At 64.5% G+C, this 20,020-nt stretch carries 20 protein-coding genes; 15 read left to right on the top strand and 5 right to left on the bottom strand.

All coding sequences use genetic code 11. From position 1 onward, the window contains the following. Positions 1-88 precede the first annotated feature (88 nt). Entirely contained in the window at positions 89-1,717 is a 1,629-nt protein-coding gene (locus tag V473_RS05925; protein ID WP_066601464.1) for an alpha-D-glucose phosphate-specific phosphoglucomutase, read from the top strand. 105 nt (positions 1,718-1,822) lie between these two features. Then, positions 1,823-2,506: a DUF2490 domain-containing protein gene (locus tag V473_RS05920; RefSeq protein ID WP_066601462.1), complete on the top strand. Its 684-nt coding sequence runs from the start codon at positions 1,823-1,825 to the stop codon at positions 2,504-2,506. Positions 2,507-2,706: 200 nt separating this feature from the next. Here the strand turns inward: V473_RS05920 and V473_RS05915 are convergent, their stop codons facing one another. Next, on the bottom strand, positions 2,707-3,450 hold the full coding sequence (locus tag V473_RS05915; RefSeq protein WP_066601460.1) for a hypothetical protein: 744 nt from the start codon (positions 3,448-3,450) through the stop codon (positions 2,707-2,709). 157 nt (positions 3,451-3,607) lie between these two features. On the opposite strand from V473_RS05915, the gene V473_RS05910 reads away from it, so the two are divergent. Continuing rightward, positions 3,608-3,829, top strand: coding sequence for a hypothetical protein (locus V473_RS05910; RefSeq protein ID WP_066605161.1), 222 nt, complete (start codon positions 3,608-3,610; stop codon positions 3,827-3,829). A gap of 29 nt (positions 3,830-3,858) precedes the next feature. Continuing rightward, positions 3,859-4,725: an EamA family transporter RarD gene (rarD, locus tag V473_RS05905; protein ID WP_269076427.1), complete on the top strand. Its 867-nt coding sequence runs from the start codon at positions 3,859-3,861 to the stop codon at positions 4,723-4,725. Positions 4,726-4,729: 4 nt separating this feature from the next. Here the strand turns inward: rarD and V473_RS05900 are convergent, their stop codons facing one another. Then, the gene (locus V473_RS05900) at positions 4,730-6,061 is read right to left on the bottom strand and encodes a dihydroorotase (protein WP_066601452.1); all 1,332 of its coding nucleotides are present in this window, start codon (positions 6,059-6,061) and stop codon (positions 4,730-4,732) included. A gap of 69 nt (positions 6,062-6,130) precedes the next feature. Here V473_RS05900 and ygfZ point away from each other — a divergent pair, with 69 nt between their 5' ends. Then, positions 6,131-6,868, top strand: coding sequence for a CAF17-like 4Fe-4S cluster assembly/insertion protein YgfZ (ygfZ, locus tag V473_RS05895; protein ID WP_066601451.1), 738 nt, complete (start codon positions 6,131-6,133; stop codon positions 6,866-6,868). After that, positions 6,865-7,617, top strand: coding sequence for a glutaminyl-peptide cyclotransferase (locus V473_RS05890; RefSeq protein WP_066601450.1), 753 nt, complete (start codon positions 6,865-6,867; stop codon positions 7,615-7,617). The genes ygfZ and V473_RS05890 overlap by 4 nt, the downstream gene beginning before the upstream one ends. On the opposite strand, the gene V473_RS05885 is transcribed toward V473_RS05890, so the two are convergent. Then, positions 7,614-8,057: a DUF983 domain-containing protein gene (locus V473_RS05885; RefSeq protein WP_148648331.1), complete on the bottom strand. Its 444-nt coding sequence runs from the start codon at positions 8,055-8,057 to the stop codon at positions 7,614-7,616. The genes V473_RS05890 and V473_RS05885 overlap by 4 nt on opposite strands. A 160-nt stretch (positions 8,058-8,217) precedes the next feature. Here V473_RS05885 and ychF point away from each other — a divergent pair, with 160 nt between their 5' ends. The 4 genes from ychF (at position 8,218) to V473_RS05865 (ending at position 11,742) form a co-directional block, all read left to right on the top strand. Then, a complete protein-coding gene (ychF, locus tag V473_RS05880; RefSeq protein WP_066601449.1) occupies positions 8,218-9,318 on the top strand; it encodes a redox-regulated ATPase YchF in 1,101 nt (366 codons plus the stop codon). Between the two features lie 4 nt (positions 9,319-9,322). Further along, positions 9,323-9,853 (top strand): DNA-deoxyinosine glycosylase, encoded by a 531-nt coding sequence (locus V473_RS05875; RefSeq protein WP_066601448.1) that lies wholly within the window; start codon positions 9,323-9,325, stop codon positions 9,851-9,853. A 70-nt stretch (positions 9,854-9,923) separates the two neighbouring features. Continuing rightward, the gene (locus V473_RS05870; protein WP_066601445.1) at positions 9,924-11,204 is read left to right on the top strand and encodes an alkaline phosphatase family protein; all 1,281 of its coding nucleotides are present in this window, start codon (positions 9,924-9,926) and stop codon (positions 11,202-11,204) included. Between the two features lie 64 nt (positions 11,205-11,268). Further along, positions 11,269-11,742 (top strand): MaoC family dehydratase, encoded by a 474-nt coding sequence (locus V473_RS05865; RefSeq protein WP_066601444.1) that lies wholly within the window; start codon positions 11,269-11,271, stop codon positions 11,740-11,742. A 56-nt stretch (positions 11,743-11,798) separates the two neighbouring features. Here the strand turns inward: V473_RS05865 and V473_RS05860 are convergent, their stop codons facing one another. After that, a complete protein-coding gene (locus V473_RS05860; RefSeq protein ID WP_066601443.1) occupies positions 11,799-12,290 on the bottom strand; it encodes a hypothetical protein in 492 nt (163 codons plus the stop codon). Positions 12,291-12,294: 4 nt separating this feature from the next. After that, positions 12,295-14,085 (bottom strand): DNA mismatch repair endonuclease MutL, encoded by a 1,791-nt coding sequence (gene mutL, locus V473_RS05855; protein ID WP_066601442.1) that lies wholly within the window; start codon positions 14,083-14,085, stop codon positions 12,295-12,297. Positions 14,086-14,246: 161 nt separating this feature from the next. On the opposite strand from mutL, the gene V473_RS05850 reads away from it, so the two are divergent. The 5 genes from V473_RS05850 to rodA are packed head-to-tail and all read left to right on the top strand — an operon-like array spanning position 14,247 to position 19,930. Continuing rightward, positions 14,247-15,293: a rod shape-determining protein gene (locus V473_RS05850; protein WP_066601439.1), complete on the top strand. Its 1,047-nt coding sequence runs from the start codon at positions 14,247-14,249 to the stop codon at positions 15,291-15,293. A 17-nt stretch (positions 15,294-15,310) separates the two neighbouring features. Beyond that, the gene (gene mreC, locus V473_RS05845; RefSeq protein ID WP_066601438.1) at positions 15,311-16,225 is read left to right on the top strand and encodes a rod shape-determining protein MreC; all 915 of its coding nucleotides are present in this window, start codon (positions 15,311-15,313) and stop codon (positions 16,223-16,225) included. Further along, positions 16,222-16,749 (top strand): rod shape-determining protein MreD, encoded by a 528-nt coding sequence (gene mreD / locus V473_RS05840; protein ID WP_066601436.1) that lies wholly within the window; start codon positions 16,222-16,224, stop codon positions 16,747-16,749. Before mreC ends, mreD begins: the two co-directional genes overlap by 4 nt. Beyond that, positions 16,746-18,821, top strand: a complete 2,076-nt coding sequence (mrdA, locus tag V473_RS05835) for a penicillin-binding protein 2 (RefSeq protein ID WP_066605157.1) — start codon at positions 16,746-16,748, stop codon at positions 18,819-18,821. The genes mreD and mrdA overlap by 4 nt, the downstream gene beginning before the upstream one ends. Continuing rightward, positions 18,818-19,930, top strand: a complete 1,113-nt coding sequence (gene rodA, locus V473_RS05830; RefSeq protein ID WP_066601435.1) for a rod shape-determining protein RodA — start codon at positions 18,818-18,820, stop codon at positions 19,928-19,930. Before mrdA ends, rodA begins: the two co-directional genes overlap by 4 nt. Positions 19,931-20,020 lie beyond the last annotated feature (90 nt).

Raw genomic sequence — 20,020 nt, 5'->3', positions numbered from 1 at the left:
AAAGCTTAACCCGATTGCGCGTTGCAACATTGCCGGGCCATAAGGCCCATAATATTACAGTGCGCAAACGCAGTTCAGGGGATATTGGGTGATTCACACCGTTGCCACGACGCCGTTCGACGACCAGAAGCCCGGCACGTCCGGCCTGCGCAAAAAGGTCCGCGTCTTCGCGCAGCCCCATTATGCCGAAAATTTCGTCCAGTCGGTGTTCGACAGCCTTGATGGCTTTGCCGGGCAGACGCTGGTGGTGGGGGGGGATGGCCGTTACCTCAACCGCGAAGTCATCCAGATCGTCCTGAAGATGGCGGCGGCCAACGGCTTTGGCCGGGCGCTGGTCGGCCAGGGCGGCATCTTGTCCACCCCCGCCGCCTCCCACCTGATCCGCGCATCCGGCGCGTTCGGGGGACTGGTGCTGTCGGCCAGCCACAATCCGGGCGGCCCGGACGAGGATTTCGGCATCAAATATAATATCGGCAATGGTGGCCCCGCGCCGGAAAAGGTGACCGACGCCATCGCCGCCCGTTCGCTCGTCATCGACCACTACACCATCCTCGACGCCGCCGATGTTGACATCGACACGATCGGCGAAATCCAGTTGGGCGACATGACGGTCGAAGTGGTCGATCCGGTGGCCGCCTATGCCGATCTGATGGAAAGCCTGTTCGATTTCGCCGCGATCCGAGCCCAGATCGCGGGCGGCTTCACCCTCGCCTTCGACAGCATGAGCGCTGTGACCGGCCCCTATGCGGTCGAGATTTTCGAACGCCGTCTGGGCGCGCCGCAGGACACGGTGATGAACGGCACCCCGCTCCCCGATTTTGGCCATCATCACCCCGATCCCAATCTGGTCCATGCCAAAGCGCTTTACGACCGGATGATGGCCGCCGACGCGCCCGATTTCGGCGCGGCGTCGGACGGCGATGGCGACCGCAACCTCATCATCGGCCGGCACAGCTATGTGACGCCCTCGGACTCGCTCGCGGTGCTGGCCGCCAACGCCCATCTGGCGCCCGGCTATGCCGCGGGCCTAAAGGGCATCGCCCGTTCCATGCCCACCAGCGGCGCGGCCGACCGGGTCGCCGAAAAGCTGGGCGTGCCGCTCTATGAAACGCCGACCGGCTGGAAATTCTTCGGCAACCTGCTTGACGCGGGCATGGCGACCATCTGCGGCGAGGAAAGCGCGGGCACCGGCTCCGACCATGTGCGCGAAAAGGACGGAATCTGGGCGGTGCTGCTGTGGCTCAATATCCTGGCCGTCCGTCAGCAAAGCGTCGCCGCGATCATGGCGGACCATTGGGCGACCTATGGCCGCAACTATTATGCCCGCCACGATTATGAAGCCATCGCCAAGGACAAGGCCGATGCGCTGATGGCGGCGTTGCGCGCCAAGCTCGACAGCCTGTCCGGCACGGCGAATAGCGGCGGCACGGTCAAGGCCGCCGACGATTTCGCCTATACCGACCCCACCGACCAGTCGGTCAGCCGCAACCAGGGCGTCCGCATCCTGTTTACGGACGGATCGCGCGTGGTGTTCCGCCTGTCCGGCACTGGAACCGAGGGCGCCACCCTGCGCGTCTATATCGAACGCTATGTCGCCCCTGACGGCGACCTCGCCCTCGAAACCGGCGACGCCCTCGCCCCTCTGATCGCCGCCGCGCAGGAATTGGCCGACATTACGGGTTATACCGGCATGGATCAGCCTAGCGTCATCACCTGATCGCCCGGCTTCGCTGGCGCAGATATAAACTAACGCATCGGCAACAAAGTGGAAACGCGCGCGGATTAGAGGGACGGGCGTCCCTTTCCCAACTCCAGGACATCCATGCGCCGCCTCGCTCTCTGCCTGTCCGCCTGCCTCGCGCTGCTCTCTGCCCCTGCCCGCGCGGCCACCAGCGAGGATGAGCAAGTCTGGCTTAACCTGACCGCCATGGGATCGATCAAGGACGAACTGGTCTATTTCGCCGAAATTCAGCCGCGCTTCGGCGATGGCGTCTCGCGGATCGACCAGTCGCTCTTCCGCGGCGCTGTGGGCTGGAAATTCTCGCCCACGCTGATCCTCTATCAGGGCTATGCCCATGTCGTCGCACCGATCGAGGGCGGCAAGGACGTCAACGAGGAACGCAGCTTCCAGCAGCTAAACTGGACGCTCGGCAAGCCCTGGGGCGGCGAACTCTCGTCGCGCACCCGCCTCGAACAGCGCTGGCGCTCGGACGGCGACGACATGGGCTGGCGCGTGCGCGAAATGCTCCGCTACGAAAAGCCGCTGCGCGCCGACAGCGACGCCGTCAACGCGCTGGTCTATGCCGAGGGGTTCGCGGCGCTCAACGACACGGACTGGGGCGCGCGCAACGGGTTCGACCAGCTACGCAGTTTCGTCGGCGCGGAAATCGGCCTGCCCGGCGCATCGACGCTGGAGGTGGGTTACCTCAACCAGTTGGTCAACCAGCGCGCGGGCAACATGCGCGTCAACCATGTGGCGTCGCTGACGCTGTTTTTCCGGCACTAAGGACAGCGGCGACGTCCTCGTCAGGATGATTTGCGCGAATTTACCGTCAATCACAGACGTCACAAGTCATTGGTTATAAAGAAAAATAGGATGATTACCGTCCACATCGAATGACAGGCGGTCAAAAAATCCCCGCATAACAATAGCTTGCAATCGCCCGATGTGGCGCAACTGTCCAACTCGCTGTCTCGGAACGCGGCTTATCGCCCGTTGTCGGCGATGATATCAACGCCGGTCTTGCCGCCCGGCGCGTCGGTGAACAGGATGAAATAGGCGCTGCCATCGGACCTGCGGGTGCCGCCCAGCACATGGTCGCCGCCCAATATCTTATGTTCGCCATCATAGCCTGCGCGGCGCGCCAGCGTGTAATAATAGTCCATCACGCCCTGCCGCGGCGCCGGCGTCACGAAACTCGCCGCGCGCAGGGTGCAGCCGTCGACCTGCGCGCCCGCCGCCTCGGTCAGTTGCGCGCCGGGAAACAGGCCGAAGGGTTCGGGCAGCCGCTGCGCCCATTCCATGCCGTAATTCAGCTTCTTCGCGCAAGCGCCGTTGCCGCCGCGACGGCCGGAGTCCGCGCGCGCGACCGCGCCCAGCGTCACGGTCGACGCCATGGCCTCACCCTCGCTCGCGGTCGGCGTGGATAGCAGCTTGCCGCCGGCCAGCTTCACCGCTTCCGCCTGCGCCGCGCCCGCATCTCCGGTCAGCGCCGGCAGCGCGCCATTGGCGGGCCGATCGGCGGAGCGCACGGCGTTGCGATTGGCCTGGCCCACCAGTTGCGGATCGACCACGATCGGATCGGCGAGCGCCCCCTTGAGCGCCGGGTCGGTCGCATTGTTGGTCAACTGCGCGTCGAGCGCGGCCAGGCTGGCGTCCTTGTCCCCCTTGCCGCAGGCGGCCAGCGCCAACGCCAAAGACACCATCGCTATAGATCGGACACGCGCCATGCTTCACTCCTTCGTAAACAAGCCATGAAGAGGGCAAGTTAATTTTCCATTAGGATATGTGGTGAATCTGCCGATTTTTGCGCAGATGGCCAGCGCTTATCGACTGGCCTTGTCCCGCTGTCTTGCTCTGGGACAATATCGCGGCCATGATGGGCCGATGCTCAATATATTGTCAGGCTTCATCGGCCTTGTCACGCTCATCCTCATGATCCCGGCGGTCATCCCGCTGCTCGGCGCGCTCAACTGGATATTGGTGCCGCTGGCCCTGTTCGGCGCGCTTGTCGGCATGATCTCGTCGAAAAATGGCGGGCGGAACTTCTGCCTGATCGTCGCCGGCTTCGGCGCGCTGCGACTATTCCTGGGCGGGGGCATTTTCTGAGCGACATCGACGCGGAAACGCGGCGTGGCTTGCTGGCCGCAATGGTCGCCTATGGCCTGTGGGGGCTGCTGCCGCTCTTTTTCCGCCTGCTGCACCATGTCGATCCGGTGGAGATCGTGACCCAACGAATCCTTTGGTCGCTGCTGCTGATCGCCGCCATTCTCGCCGCGCGAAAAAGCCTGCCCGCTTTTCTGGCCGCCATGCGCGACCGCCGATTGGTGGTGCCGCTGGCCGGATCGGCGCTGATGATCGGCATCAACTGGCTGACCTATGTCTGGGCGGTCAATGACGATCATGTCGTCGCGGCGAGCCTGGGCTATTTCCTCAATCCGTTGGTCAATGTCACACTGGGCGTATTGGTGCTCAAGGAAAGGCTGCGCCGGGGGCAGATGCTCGCGATCGGGGTGGCCACGATCGGCGTCGCCATCCTTGCCGCATCGGCGCTGACGACATTGTGGATCAGCCTGGCGCTGGCGTTCAGCTTCGCCTTTTACGGCCTGCTGCGGAAACTGACGCCGGTCGCGCCTATGACCGGCCTTGGCGTCGAGACGCTGCTGTTGGCGCCGCTCGCCATCGCCTATCTGTTCTGGGAAGCAGGCCATGGCGGCATCGGGTTCGGGCAGGACATATCCACCAGCGCCTTGCTCATCCTCTCCGGCGCGGTGACGACGGTGCCGCTGGTGCTGTTCGCCGTGGCGGCGCAACGTCTGCCGATGGCGACGCTTGGCCTCATGCAATATCTCGCGCCCACGCTGCAATTTCTCTGCGGACTGCTGCTGGGCGAAAAGCTCAGCATGGGACAGATGGCCAGCTTCGGCCTGATCTGGATCGGCCTGATCCTCTTCGCCGGCGACGGCATCGCCGCCGCCCGCCGCAACCGGCAGGCGACGACATGATCCGTCATCCGAACTGGGTCGCCTCGAAGCGCACCGCTTCGCCGACCGCCGCATTGGCCAGCGCATCCTCCCACATCACGCGATTGCCGCGAATGATGGTGCCGATGGCCTTGCCGGTCAGTTGATCTCCCTCGAACGGCGACCAGTTACAGCGCGAGGCGAGCCACTCGCTGCCCACGGTCCAGCGCTTCTTGAGGTCGACCACGGTGAAGTCCGCGTCATAGCCGAGCGCAATCCGCCCCTTGCCGACCAGCCCGAACACCCGCTGCGGTCCTGAAGAGGTGAGTTCGATAAAGCGCCGCAACGACAGCCGCCCCTGCGCCACATGGTTCAGCAGCAGCGGCACCAAAGTCTGCACGCCGGGCATCCCGCTTGGCGAAGCGGGATAGGTCTTGGCCTTTTCCTCGATCGTGTGCGGCGCATGGTCGCTGCCCAACACGTCGGGCACGCCCTGATTGAGCCAGAACCACAGGCCGTCGCGGTGCGCGCCCGACCGGATCGGCGGATTCATCTGCGCATAGGTGCCCAGCCGCGGATAGGCGTCCTCGCCCGCCAGCGTCAGATGCTGCGGCGTCACTTCGCAGGTCGCGATATCCTTGTTCTGCGCGATATATTCCAACTCGGCGGGCGTGGTGATGTGCAGGATGTGGATGCGGCGACGCGCCTTGCGGGCCAATGCGATGATCCGCTTGGTCGCGATCATCGCGCTTTCGTCGTCGCGCCAGACGGGGTGGGTCGACGGATCGCCTTCCAGCGCATGGACCTTGCGCGCGTTCATCCGCGTCTCGTCCTCGGCATGGATGGCGACGCGGCGGGTGCCCGACGTCAGCACGCGCGACAGGGCATCGTCATCATCCACCAGCAGGCTGCCGGTCGATGCGCCCATGAAGATCTTCACCCCCGATGTGCCGGGAATCCGCTCCAGTTCCTTGAGTTGCTCGGCATTGTCGGCGGTCGCCCCGACATAAAAGGCATGGTCGCACCACATGCGGTGATGCGCGCGCTTCAGCTTGTCATGCACCCGCTCGGCGGTATCGGTGTTGGGATTGGTGTTGGGCATTTCGAACACGGCAGTCACGCCGCCCAGCACCGCGGCCCGGCTGCCCGATTCGAGGTCTTCCTTATGCTCCAGCCCCGGCTCGCGGAAATGGACCTGGCTGTCGATACAGCCGGGCAGCACGTCCAGCCCGGTGCAGTCGATCACCTCGCCCGCATCCCCCAGCGCCGTGCCGATCGCCAAGATCTTGCCCCCGCGCACGCCCACATCCACGCTCTCCGCGCCGCCCGGCGTATGGACGGTGCCGTTCCTGAGGATCATGTCGAAGGTCTGGGTCATGACGATATTCCTATATTCCGTTCGCGCAGACGGCTTGGCTAAGTCGTGCTGCCGTCCTACCTAAAGCCGATGACCGGCACCACCCTAAGCGATCGCGCGATCCTGAGAATTTCCGGCGAGGAGGGCAAAGCCTTCCTGCAAGGGCTGCTCACCCGCGACGTCCTGACCCTTGCCCCCGGCCAGCCGCGCTGGACCGGGCTGCTGACGCCGCAGGGCAAGGCGCTGTTCGATTTCATCCTGTGGGGGGATGGCGACGACATCCTGATAGACTGCGAAGCCGCGCAGGCGGATGCGCTGGCCAAGCGGCTGAACATCTACCGCCTGCGGCGCAAGGTGGCGATTGCCCGCGAGGAAGGACTCGCAGTCCACTGGTCGCCCGACGCCAGCGACCACCCGCTAGACCCGCGCCTGCCCGCGCTCGGCCATCGCTGGATCGCGCCCGCCACGCCGGGCGACGCCGCGCCTGCCTTCCGCGCGCACCGCCTGGCGCTGGGCGTGTTCGAAGGCGCGGCGGAACTGGGGCAGGACCAGACGCTGTGGCTGGAAACCAATGCGGAGGAACTGCACGGCGTCGATTATGACAAGGGCTGCTATGTCGGGCAGGAGAACACCGCCCGGATGCATTACCGCAACAAGGTGAGCCGCCGCCTCGTCGCCGTGCCGATGGCGCAGGCGGACGAAAAGCGCCAACGCGCCGCCCTGCCCGATATGGGCCTGTCGATCGAGTTGCGCCGGGTCGAAACGCTCGATCCCGCTACCCTTCCCTCATGGCTGGCTACCGCGATCGAAAGCCAGGCGGCGGAATGAATCGCATCCTGTTCGCGCTCGTCAGCGCCTTTCTTCTGGTTCCCCCCGCCCAAGCCGACACCCCCTGGAAGCTGGTCGCCACCCATCCCCATGACGCGACCGCCTTCACCGAAGGTCTCTTCTACCATGACGGCGCGCTCTACGAGAGTACCGGGCTGGAGGGCCAGTCGGACATCCGCAAGGTGGCGCTCAAGACGGGGAAAGTCCTGCAACGCCGCATCATCGACCCGCCCTATTTCGGCGAGGGCATCGTCAACTGGGGCGACAAGCTGGTCAGCCTGACTTGGCGGCACCGTCGGGGCTTCGTCTGGAACCTGGCCGATTTCGCACCGCTATCCGACTTCCGCTATGGTGGCGAAGGCTGGGGCATGACGCAGGATGGCCGCAGCCTCATCATGAGCGACGGCACCGCGCAACTGCGTTTCCTCGATCCCGACAGCCTGGCCGAACAGCGCCGTATCACCGTCACCTGGAACGGCCGGGCGGTCGATCGGCTGAACGAGTTGGAATATGTGAAGGGGGAGGTGTGGGCCAATATCTGGTACGACACCCGCATCGCCCGCATCGATCCCGCGACCGGCGCCGTGATCGACTGGATCGACGTGGCGCGCCTGCGCAAGGCCGCGGGCGTCACCGATAGCGAAGCCGTCGCCAACGGCATCGCCTACGACGCGGCTAAGGACCGCGTCTTCATCACCGGCAAAAACTGGCCGAAACTGTTCGAGATAAAGGTCGCGCCAAAGCCTTAGCCGCGCGGCGGGCCATCATGCAGCTTGGCCCATAGCGCGCCCGTCCCGGCCTCCTGCGCGCGAGTCGTGAACTGGGCGGCGATCAGCCAGCCTTTGATTGGCCGCATGGGCAGCAGGGTCGTCAGGATCAGCACCGGCAACCCGACGGCCAGATGCACCCAAAGGCCGGGACGCGCGATAATCTCCAGCATCAGGATGAACACCACGCCCGGCACGCAGGCGAACAGTTGCACGAACACCGCCGGGCCATCGGCCGGGTCGGCAAAGCTATAGTCCAGGTCGCACACCTCGCAATGGTCGCGCATCGTCAGGAACCCGGTGAAAATATGCCCCTCGCCGCAGCGCGGGCAGCGACCGAATACGCCCGTTTCATGCGCCGGACGCTTTTTCCACGCCCGACCCTTTTCGTCGATCCAGTGGGTTTCGCTGCTCTGTTCCATATCATCTCCCGACATCATCCCCTATGTCGGCAAAGCGCCGCTGATTGCAATTGCGCCTTTTGTCCCACCCCTTCTGGCCCACGAACGCGCCAAGGCTGGCCATCGGGCGCGCAAACCGCTATCGGGCGCGCCAATGTTTCCGATCTTATAAGGCAGTCAAATGGGTTTTCGTTGCGGTATCGTCGGCCTCCCCAATGTGGGCAAGTCCACCCTGTTCAACGCGCTGACCGAAACGCAGGCGGCGCAGGCGGCCAACTATCCTTTTTGCACGATCGAACCCAATGAAGGCCGCGTCGCCGTACCCGACGACAGGCTCGATACGATCGCGAAGATCGGCGGCAGCGCGAAGATCATCGAAACCCAGCTCAGCTTCGTCGACATCGCCGGGCTGGTCCGCGGCGCATCCAAGGGTGAAGGGCTGGGCAACCAGTTCTTGGCCAACATCCGCGAAACCGACGCGATCGTCCATGTCCTGCGCTGTTTCGAGGATGACGACATCACCCATGTCGAGGGCAAGGTCGATCCGATCGCCGACGCCGAGACGGTCGAGATGGAATTGATGCTGGCCGATCTGGAAAGCCTGGAAAAGCGCGTCCCCAACCTCGCCAAGAAGGCCGCGCAGGGCGACAAGGAGGCCAAGGCCGCCGCCACCGTGCTGGGCCAGGCGCTCGACCTGCTGCGCGAAGGCAAGCCTGCTCGCCTCACCGTCCCGCGCGACGCCGAGGAAGAGCGGCTGTTCAATCAGGCGCAGTTGCTGACCGCCAAGCCGGTCCTCTATGTCTGCAATGTCGAGGAAGACGCCGCATCGGAGGGCAACGAATTTTCCGCCCGCGTGTTCGAAAAAGCGAAGGCCGAAAACGCCAGCGCGGTCATCGTGTCGGCCGCGATCGAGGCCGAACTTGTCACCATGCCGGTGGAAGAACGCGCCGAATATCTCGAAGCGCTGGGCCTGGCCGAAGCCGGCCTCGCCCGCATCATCCGCGCCGGTTACGAATTGCTGGGCCTCATCACCTTCTTCACCGTAGGGCCGAAGGAAGCGCGCGCGTGGACGGTGGCGAAGGGATCGAAGGCGCCTCAGGCGGCGGGCGCGATCCATAGCGACTTCGAGAAGGGCTTCATTCGCGCCGAAACCATGGCCTATGCCGATTATGTGCAATATAATGGGGAAGCCGGCGCCAAGGAAGCAGGCAAGTGGCGGTCGGAAGGCAAGGAATATGTGACGCAGGACGGCGACATCATGCTGTTCCGTTTCAACGTCTGATCCCATGGCGCTGCGGCTTGGCCAGATGCCTGCCCGGCGCAAGGCCGCCTTCCCGCCCAGCGTCGACGCCGATACGCGCCTGCTGATCCTGGGCAGCCTGCCCGGCGATGCGTCGATCCGGCAGGGCGAATATTATGCCCATCGCGGCAACGCCTTCTGGGCCTTGCTCGGCGAGGTGCTGGGCGAGGATCTGCGCGGCCAGCCCTATGCGATGCGGCTGAAACGGCTGCGCGCGCGCGGCGTCGGGCTGTGGGACGTGATAGAAAGCGCCGAGCGCGAAGGCAGTCTGGACGGCGCGATCCGCGGTGCGGAACTGCGCGACCTTGGCGCCTTCGTCGCCCGCCTGCCCGCGCTCAAAGCCATCGCCTTCAACGGCAAGACCGCCGCGCTGCACGGCCGGCGGCAATTGGGCGCGCGGACGGGCCTGGCGCTGATCGACCTGCCATCCTCCAGCGGCGCCTATGCCAGCCTGTCGCGCGACGCCAAGCAAGCGGCCTGGATGCCGATCGCCGATCATCTGCCTGCCGCATCCTGACGTCTTCGTCACTTTACCGACATGGTCCGGCTGCTAAGCAGCGAACAACGCCAAACATGAAGAGTCGCTGATGTACATCCGCTCCCTGTCCCTTGCCCTCACCCTGTCCGTCTCCTCCTTGGTCGCCGCCTGCGCCCCGGTGCAGCAACATCCCGTCGCCAGCGCATCCGCGCCGACGGAGCAGCGCGCGCCGGTCACCATATTGGTGTCGATCGACGGCTTCCGCCCCGATTATCTGACCCGCGGCGTATCGCCCCACCTCAATGCATTGGCGTCCGGCGGCGTCGAAGCGTCGATGCGCCCGTCCTTCCCGACCAAGACCTTCCCCAATCATTGGGCGATCGTGACTGGCGACCGGCCCGATCGCAGCGGCATCGTCGCCAATAATATGGAAGATGAGAGCCGGCCCAAGGACAAGTTCACCATGGCCAGCGACGATCCCTATTGGTGGAACGAGGCCGAGCCGATCTGGATCACCGCCGAAAAGCAGGGCGTGCGCACCGCCACCATGTTCTGGCCCGGCTCCAACGTCGCCTGGGGCGGCGCCAAGGCGGCGGAATGGCCCTACACCATCAGCAACGGATCGCGCCCTAGCGACTGGGCGCAGTTCAACGAAGCGATCAGCCCGACCCAGCGCGTGAACGGCGTGCTGGACGTGCTGCGCCGCCCTGCCGATATCCGCCCGCAGTTCGTCACCCTCTATTTCGACGAGGTCGATACCGCCGGCCATATCAACGGTCCCGATGCGGCGCAAACGACGCAGGCCGTGGCCGATGTCGACGCGCATATCGGCAATCTGGTCGCCGGGCTGAAGGCGCTCGGCCAACCCGCCAACATCGTTATCGTCTCCGATCATGGCATGGCGGCCAAGGCCAACGACCGCGTCATCGTGCTAGACAAGATCGCGAACCCGGCCGACTATCGCACGGTTGAAACCGGCCCCTATGCCAGCCTGGCTCCGATACCCGGCCATGAAAAGGCGCTGGAATCTGCGCTGTTCAAGCCGCGCGACCATATGCAATGCTGGCGCAAAAGCGAGATCCCGGCCCGCTTCCACTATGGCACCCACCGCCGCATCCCGCCCTATTTCTGCCTGGCGGAAACCGGCTGGGTGTTTCAAAATACGACCCCGACCAGGCCGATAACAGGCGGTGACCATGGCTGGGACGATCGCGCACCCGACATGCAGGCGCTGTTCATCGTCAACGGCCCAGCCTTCGATCGCGCATTTCGCCCATCGGCCGACTTCGCCAATATCGACGTCTATCCGCTGCTAGCTCGCTTGCTCGGTGTGACGCCGCTGGCGTCGGATGGCGATGCCACTGTGTTGCAGGGGTTGGTAAAGCCCTGACATTGACGTAAACGGAAAGCGCCTCTAAGCCATCACCTGTTGAAATGGGAGTGGGAGACGGGTGATGGCGGAAGAAATTGTCTATTTCGAAGATATCGCGATCGGCGATGGCTTCGACTTCGGCCCGCTGACCGTCTCGCGCGAGGAAACGGTCGCCTTCGCCGCCGAGTTCGACCCACAGCCCTTCCATCTGTCCGACGAAGCGGCGGCGCAGACCCACTTCGGTACGCTGTCCGCCAGCGGATGGCACACCACAGCCCTGTTCATGAAGATGTTCGTCGCGGAAATGCAGCGCCAGCCCGGCCGCCAGGCGGCCAGCCTGGGCGCCATGGGAGTGGACGAACTGCGCTGGCTGCGTCCCCTCCGCCCCGGCGACGCGCTGCATGGCCGGAGCGAAGTGATCGACAAAAAGGCGTCGCAAAGCCGCCCGGAAATGGGCATCGTTCGCAGCAAGGTTACGATCTTCAACCAGGACGACAAGCCGATCCTGACTATGATCCCGATCGCCATGTGGCGCACGCGGCCGGCTGGATTGTGATGCTCAACGAAAAAAAGTGCAGCGCTTCGACAGGCTCAGCCAAACGGGTTTAGGGTTCAATTCGCAGGGTGGTTCGCCTGCGCATCCGCCGCCATCACCCGCACCGAAGCCGCCTTCGATCCCACAATCTGGACCAGATGCCTCCCGGCGCGCAGGTCGAACCAAACAATCTTGCGGATGCCCGAACAGTCCGGCCCATGGCCATGCTCTACCGAGGCGATGGAAGCGTCGCCCGTCACCACATCCACCCAGGCAGGCCCCGACAGCGCGATGCCGACCCGCGCCGCCTGCTTGAGCGACAGGCTGAACAGCCCGCCATAACCGTCCTTCGCCCCCTTGCCTGGCGCAACGCGAAACTGGACCTGCGCGGCCGGGGACAGCGCGGCGGTCAACGGCTTGCCCAGGATCAGCGCCGGCGCGCCATGCGCCAGCACGCCGGCCGTCGCCTGCCCGCTCCGGGTCCAACTGGTCCAGGGTTCGTCCAGCACCGCCGGCACAGCGCAGACGGGTTCGGCAGCGGCCAACAACAAGGCGGCTAGGATCATCATCGACTCATTTCCTCCCGAACAGCTTTTCTATGTCGCCATGGCCCAGTTTCACCCATGTCGGCCGCCCATGGTTGCACTGGCCCGACCGCGGGGTGACTTCCATCTCGCGGAGCAGCGCGTTCATCTCCGCGACGCTGAGCACCCGTCCCGCGCGCACCGATCCGTGGCAGGCCATGGTCGCGGCGACCAGATCGAGCCGTTCCTTCAGTGACAGCGCGCTGTCATAAGCCGCCAGATCGTCGGCCAGGTCCGTCACCAATCCCTGCACATCCGATTGCCCCAGCATTGCCGGGACCGAACGGACCAGCATGGCCGATGGGCCGAACCGCTCCAGGTCGAGGCCGAATTCCTTGAGTTCGGCGATCCGCGCCTCCAGCCGGTCGCAGGCCGGCTCGTCCAGTTCGACCACTTCGGGCAGCAGCAGCGCCTGACTGGCAACGCCCTTCCCCTCCATCGCGCGCCGCATCCGCTCCAGCGTCAGCCGCTCATGCGCGGCATGTTGGTCTACGATGACCAGCCCATCCTCCGCCTCCGCCACAATGTAGGTGCGCGCCACCTGGCCCCGCGCGACGCCGAGCGGGAAACTGGCGCCTTCCGGCGCGGGCGCGGCAGCCGGTTCGGCGCGCGCTTGGGGCGGTGGGGTGATGAAGGACGGGCGATGATCGGCGAAAGAGGATGGCGCGAACTGGTTGTAGCTCGCTGGTGAAGACATCGGCGCTTCGAAGATCGGCATCGCCCCGATGGGAGTGGGCGAAAGCGGTTCGGGTTTCCATGCCGACAAGGCCGCCGGATCGGCATGTTGCACAGCGCGGAAACCTTCGGCATCGAGCGCGCGGCGCAGGCCGGACACTATCATGCCGCGGATCAGCGCGGGATCGCGAAAGCGCACCTCGGTCTTGGCGGGATGGACGTTCACATCCACGTCCAGCGGCGGCACGTCGAGGAACAGCGCGACGACCGGATGCCGGTCGCGCGCCAGCATGTCGGCGTAGGCGCCGCGCAGCGCCCCGATCAACAACCGGTCCTTCACCGGCCGTCCGTTAACGAACAGATATTGATGATCGCCCACGCCGCGATTGTAGGTCGGGATAGATGCGACGCCCGACAGGCGGATGCCTTCCCGCTCCAGCGATACGATCACGTGATTTTCCGCCAACGCCCGGTCGGTCAGCGCAGCCACCCGCTCCTCGCGCGCCTCATCGGCCTGCACGCCCAAAACTCGGCGGCCATCATGTTCGACCGAAAAAGCGACGGTGGGATGTGCCATTGCGAGACGACGGACGATGTCGAGGCAGGCGGCATATTCGGCCTTGGGCGAGCGCAGAAACTTGCGCCGGGCCGGCACCTTGCCGAACAGCTGCTCCACGACGACGCGGGTGCCGGGTGGCAAGGCCGTCGGCCCCTCCGCCACCAGCTGTCCATTGTCGACCGTACGGTTCCATCCGTCGGTCCCGCGCGGCCGGCTGTCGATGGACAGGCGCGCCACGCTGGCGATCGACGGCAGCGCCTCCCCCCGAAAACCCAATGTGGCCACATTTTCAATGGCATCGTCGGGCAGCTTCGACGTGGCGTGGCGCTCCAGCGCCAGCGCCATGTCGCCCGAATCCATGCCGCAGCCATCGTCGCTGACATCGATCCGGTCCAGCCCGCCATTGGACAGGCGGATGGCGACGCGAGTCGCGCCCGCGTCCAAAGCGTTTTCGACAATCTCCTTCAGCGCGCTGGCGGGTCTTTCGACCACTTCACCGGCAGCGATACGATTGACCAGATGTTCGGGCAGACGGCGTATTGACATTGATTAGGGACTAGCCCAATCGAGCGCTTTCCGCGAGCCGCGAACCTCATATTTTTTGCACTGCAAGGCGCAAGAAAGACAAGGTGAACGGCAGGAGCAGAACAGCTTTCCGACCGGCCCCCTATCGCGTCGCGGGGACGGCGGGCGATACAGGATAAGGCATGTCGATCTTCTCGCGTCTCTTCAAATTCACCTCGCAGGATATGGCCATCGACCTGGGCACCGCCAATACGGTGGTCTATGTGCGCGGCCGCGGCATCGTACTGAACGAGCCGTCGGTGGTGGCGGTCGAGACGCTGAACGGCGTCAAGCGGGTGAAGGCGGTCGGCGTGGACGCCAAGCTGATGATGGGCAAGACCCCGGATTCGATCGAAGCCATCCGCCCGCTGCGCGATGGCGTGATCGCCGACATCGACGTCGCCGAACAGATGATCAAGCATTTCATCACAAAGGTGCATGGTGGCAAGCATAGCCCCTGGCGCGCGCCTGAAATCGTGATCTGTGTGCCGTCGGGTTCGACCAGCGTCGAACGCCGCGCGATCCGTGACGCCGCCAGCAATGCCGGCGCCAGCCAAGTGTTCCTGATCGAAGAGCCGATGGCCGCCGCGATCGGCGCCGACATGCCGGTGACCGAACCGATCGGGTCGATGGTGGTCGACATCGGCGGCGGCACGACCGAAGTCGCCGTGCTGTCGTTGCGCGGCCTGGCCTACACCACCTCCGTCCGTGTCGGCGGCGACAAGATGGACGAGGCGATCGTGTCCTTCGTGCGCCGCCATCATAACCTGCTGATCGGCGAAGCGACGGCCGAGCGGATCAAGAAGCAATATGGCGTCGCCCAGCCGCCCGAAGACGGCGTGGGCGAGACGATCCACATCAAGGGCCGCGATCTGGTGAACGGGGTTCCCAAGGAAATCTCGATCAACCAGGGGCAGATCGCCGATGCGCTGGCGGAACCGATCAGCACAATCGTCGAAGGTGTCCGCATCGCGCTGGAAAACACCGCGCCTGAACTGGCCGCCGACATCGTCGATCAGGGCATCGTCCTGACCGGCGGCGGCGCGCTGCTCAAGGGGCTGGACGACGAATTGCGCGACGAAACCGGCCTGCCGGTAACTATCGCCGAAGACCCGTTGACCTGTGTCGCCATCGGTACCGGCCGCGCAATGGAAGATCCCATCTTCCGGGGCGTGCTGCAAACGGCCTGATCGAGAAGGACGATTAAATGGCGCGGCCAACCAGCCGACGCCCCGGTATCAACCGGAAGGCGCAATATAGCCTTTTCGCCAGCTATGTCGTGGCGGTGACTGGTGCAGCCGCAGGCCTGTTGCTGGTGGTGGTCGCGATCTTCGATCCCACGGGTTTCTCTGCGATCCGCATTGCGACAGCCGAGATCGGTCGCCCCGTTTCCATGGCGCTCAAGGGCATGGTGAGCGGGGTCAGTTCGCTGGACGAGGTTCTGGCCGCCTATTGGCGCGCCGGGTCGCAGAATGTCGCGCTGCGCCGACAGGTCGAGGCTGACCGTAACCGCATCATCGAAGCCAAGGGCGTGGCACAGGAAAATCTGCGCCTGAAAAAGCTGCTCAAGCTCGTCGATGCCGACGCCAGCCAGGTGCTGACGGCCCGCCTCATTGCCTCATCCGCCACCAGCACGCGGCGATTTGCGCGGCTCAATGCGGGACGCTGGCAGGGTGTGCGACCGGGTATGCCGGTGCGTGCACCGGAGGGGTTGATCGGCCGCATCCACATTGCCACGCCCAACAGCTCGGACGTGCTGTTGCTGACCGACACGAGCAATATCGTGCCCGTCCGCCGCACGAACGACAATATCCCGGCCATCTCCACCGGCCTTGGCGACGGGACTGTGGAAATCCGGGCGCTGACGGCCGGGCGCAACCCTTTCAAACCGGGCGACCTGCTGGTGACGTCCGGCATAGGCGGCGTCTATCAACCCAATATACCTGTCGCAGTCGTTGTCCGCGCGCAGGGCGAAATCGCCTATGGCGTGCCGCTGGCGAACCCCGGCCGGGTCGATGCCGTCGTGGTCGAACGCGCCTTCGAGGAAGCGGTGACCCGGCCCGGCCCGGCAGCACCCCCGGTGTCCGAAGAGGGCGTGGCCGACAACGGCGCCACGCCATGATCGACCCGCATCTGCACCATGTGCCCAGGCTGGGTCGACACCCCTCGCGGTTCCGACTGACCGGTACGCCAGTCATCACCGTGATGTTGGGTTCGTTCCTGACGGCGCTGCCGGTTATCGCGCAATCCCCAGTCATGCCGCCCTTTGGCCTGCTGCTGCTCCTGTCCTGGCGATTGCTGCGACCCGATCTGTGGCGCACCTGGATCGGCCTGCCGCTCGGCCTGTTCGACGACATGATGAGCGGGCAACCGATCGGCTCGGCCATGTCCCTGTGGACCGTGGCGTTGATCGGCATCGACATGATCGAGCATCGCATGGTCTGGCGCAGCTATCGGCAGGACTGGCTAATTGCAGCGCTCGCCATTATCTTCTGCATCGCCGGTGGCCTGTTCTTCGCAAGGATCACCGGTGGAGGTAATGTGCGTTTCTTGCTGGTCGCGCCACAGATGGTCTGGACGATATTGCTGTTTCCCTTCGTCGTCCGGCAGTGCGCGCGGATCGACCGCTGGCGCGTCATGGCATGAAATTCCTTACCCCCAAGCGCAAGATCATCACCGAAGCCGCCCAGTCCTTCACCTTCACCCGCCGCGCGATGGTGGTTGGTGGACTGCAAGGCGCGATCGGCGCCCTGCTGGTCGGGCGGATGGCCTGGATCAGCGTGGCGGAGAATGAGAAATACAGCCTCCTGTCCGAAAGCAATCGCGTCAACCTGACACTCATTCCGCCAAGGCGTGGCTGGATCGTGGATCGCAACGGCCGGCCGCTGGCCAATAATCGCACCGATTTTCGCGTCGACCTGATCCCCCAGCGCATCGTCGATGCCGAAGCGACCATCCGTCACCTGGCGCAATTGCTCGATCTGGAGCCGGATGAGGTCGATCGCATCCGCGAGGATCTGGAAAAGTCCGCCGGTTTCCGGCCGGTGCAGGTCGCCGACAAGCTGACTTACGACCAATATGCCGCGATCAGCGTGCGCCTGCCCGACCTTCCCGGCGTGGCGCCCAGCCAGGGCTTTTCCCGTCATTATCCCGCCGGCGCCACGGTCGGCCATCTGCTCGGCTATGTCGGCGCGGCGACGGCGGAGGATTATAAGGCGCGCAAGGACCCGCTGCTGATCACGCCCGGCTTCAAGCTGGGCAAGGACGGGCTGGAAAAGGCGTTCGACCGGCATCTGACCGGCAAGGCCGGCGCGAAACGGGTAGAGGTGACCGCGCGCGGCAAAATCGTGCGGGAATTGACCACGCGCCCCGATACGCCGGGCAAGTCGATCAAGTTGACGATCGACGCAGGGCTTCAGGAATATGCCGGCCGCCGCCTTGCCACGCAGAGCGGATCGGTGGTGGTGATCGACTGCCAGAATGGCGATGTGCTGGCCCTGGCGTCGATGCCCAGCTTCGACCCCAACAGTTTTTCCGACGGCATCAGCCATCTGGAATATGAGATGCTGTCGAAAGACGACCATGTACCGCTGCGCAACAAGACGCTGCAGGGCCTTTATCCACCCGGCTCGACGGTCAAGCCGATGGTGGCATTGGCGCTGCTGGAAGCCGGCATAGGGCCGCAAGAGACGGTCAGTTGCGGCGGCGCGATCCGGGTGGGCAATACCCTGTTCCATTGCCATAAGAGGCGCGGCCATGGGCCGCTCAACATGCGCGGCGCGATCGCCCAGAGTTGCGACATCTATTTCTACCAGATGGCGCAGCGCATCGGCATGGATCGGATCGCCAGCATGGCTCGCCGGGTCGGCATGGGCCAGAAATTCGACCTCCCTTTCCCCAGCCAAAGCTATGGCACCGTGCCGGACCCGGCGTGGAAGGAAAGGAAATATGACCAGAAATGGCAGGTTTACGACACGGTGAACGCCACCATCGGCCAAGGTTATATGCTGATCAACCCGCTGCAAATGGCGGTGATGGCGGCGCGCCTGGCGACCGGCAAACAGTTGATGCCCAATTTCATCCATAACGCCAGGCGGCCCGATCCCGCGACCGTGGGCGCGACCGAAGAGCATTTGATCGTCATCCGCGATGCGATGAACGCGGTGGTCAATGGCGGCGGCACCGGCGGCGCGGCGCGCAGTTCGATTCCCGGCGTCATGATCGCGGGCAAGACCGGCACCGCGCAGGTCCGGCGGATCACCATGGCGGAGCGCGCGGGCGGCGTGCGCGGCAATAGCTCGCTGGCGTTCAAGCTGCGCGACCACGCGCTGTTCCAGGGCTTCGCGCCGTTCGACAATCCACGCTATGCGATCGCCTGCATCATCGAACATGGCGGGCATATGATCCGCAATGAAGATGCGCCGATGATCGCCAGCGACACCTTGTCCTATCTGTTCGATCCAGCCAAAGCGATGGAGAAGCTGGAAACGCTGGAAAAGGGCTGGGGTGGCACGCCCGCCCAGCGACAGGCGCGACAGATGGCCAGCTTCCGCATCGCAAAAGCGATCGAGAAGGGCGATGTTCCGCCACCTTCGGACAATGTAGCGGACAATGCCGGCAATGCAGCCGCGCTCTCCCCGGCCCCATCGCCACCTGCGCGCGATGAAAGCGAAGATGATGCGCCGCCGCCGGGCGCCGATGTGACCGGCGCGCCATGAGCATCATTCCGCAACCCCTGACCGAATTTCCCTGGCGTATACTGGCTCTGCTGCTGGCGATCGCCGGCTTCGGAACGATCGTGCTCTACAGCGCGGCGAGCGGGAACATCTTTCCCTGGGCGGCGATGCAGGCGGTGCGCTTCTGCATCTTTTCGGCCATGGCGCTGACGCTCAGCCGCATTCCGGTGGAAATTTTCGCCCGCTTCGCCTTCCCCGCCTATGGCGCGGTTCTGGCGTCCCTGTTCCTGGTGGAACTGATCGGCGGCGTCGCGGGCGGCAGCCAGCGGTGGATCAATCTAGGCTTCATGCAACTCCAGCCGTCGGAATTCATGAAGCCGATCATCGTCCTGACGGTGGCGCGCTTCTATGCGATGTTGCCGGTGGGCGAAATCCGGCGCTGGAACGCGATCTGGCCCGCTTTGGTGCTGATCGGCCTGCCTTGGGCGTTGGTGCTCATACAGCCTGACCTTGGCACCGCCACGATGATCGCGGCGGGCGGGGTGACCGTCATGTTCCTGGCCGGCCTGCCGCTGCGGCTGTTCATCGGCACCGGCCTCCTCGTGGCGTCGGCGATCCCGATCGCCTTTAGTTTCCTGCACGATTATCAGAAAAACCGTGTCCTCATATTCCTTGATCCCGAAAGCGATCCGCTGGGCGCGGGGTATCATATCAGCCAATCGAAGATCGCGATCGGATCTGGCGGCTTCTGGGGCAAGGGATTCCTGCAAGGCACGCAGAGCCATCTCGACTACCTGCCCGAAGGCCATACCGACTTCGTCTTCGCAACCATGGCGGAGGAATGGGGATTGCTGGGCGGCGCGTTGCTGATCCTGGCCTTCATGCTGCTGTTCCGCTGGGGCATCCGGGTCGCGATGCGCAGCCAGGACAAGTTCGCGCGCTTGGCGGCGGCAGGGCTGACCACCACCATATTCTTTTATGTCGCGATCAATCTGATGATGGTGATGGGATTGGCCCCGGTGGTGGGCATCCCCCTGCCCTTCATGTCCTATGGCGGTTCTTCGATGCTGACCGTGATGCTGTGCATAGGCGTCATCATGGCCATCGATCGCGCGAGCAAGCGTCGCACGGGAACGGGAAACTGGGCGTAAATCGGCTCGACCGAAAAATTTCCGGCATAGGGGCGATTTATGGTTTGCAAACAGCCGAGCGACTGCTAACAGCCCGCCCACACCGGAGCG

This window comes from Sphingobium cupriresistens LL01 (genome assembly GCF_001046645.1).
Classification (GTDB): Bacteria; Pseudomonadota; Alphaproteobacteria; order Sphingomonadales; family Sphingomonadaceae; genus Sphingobium; species Sphingobium cupriresistens.
The sequence above is the reverse complement of the archived record's forward strand: the minus strand, read 5'-3'. Positions and strand labels throughout refer to the sequence as shown.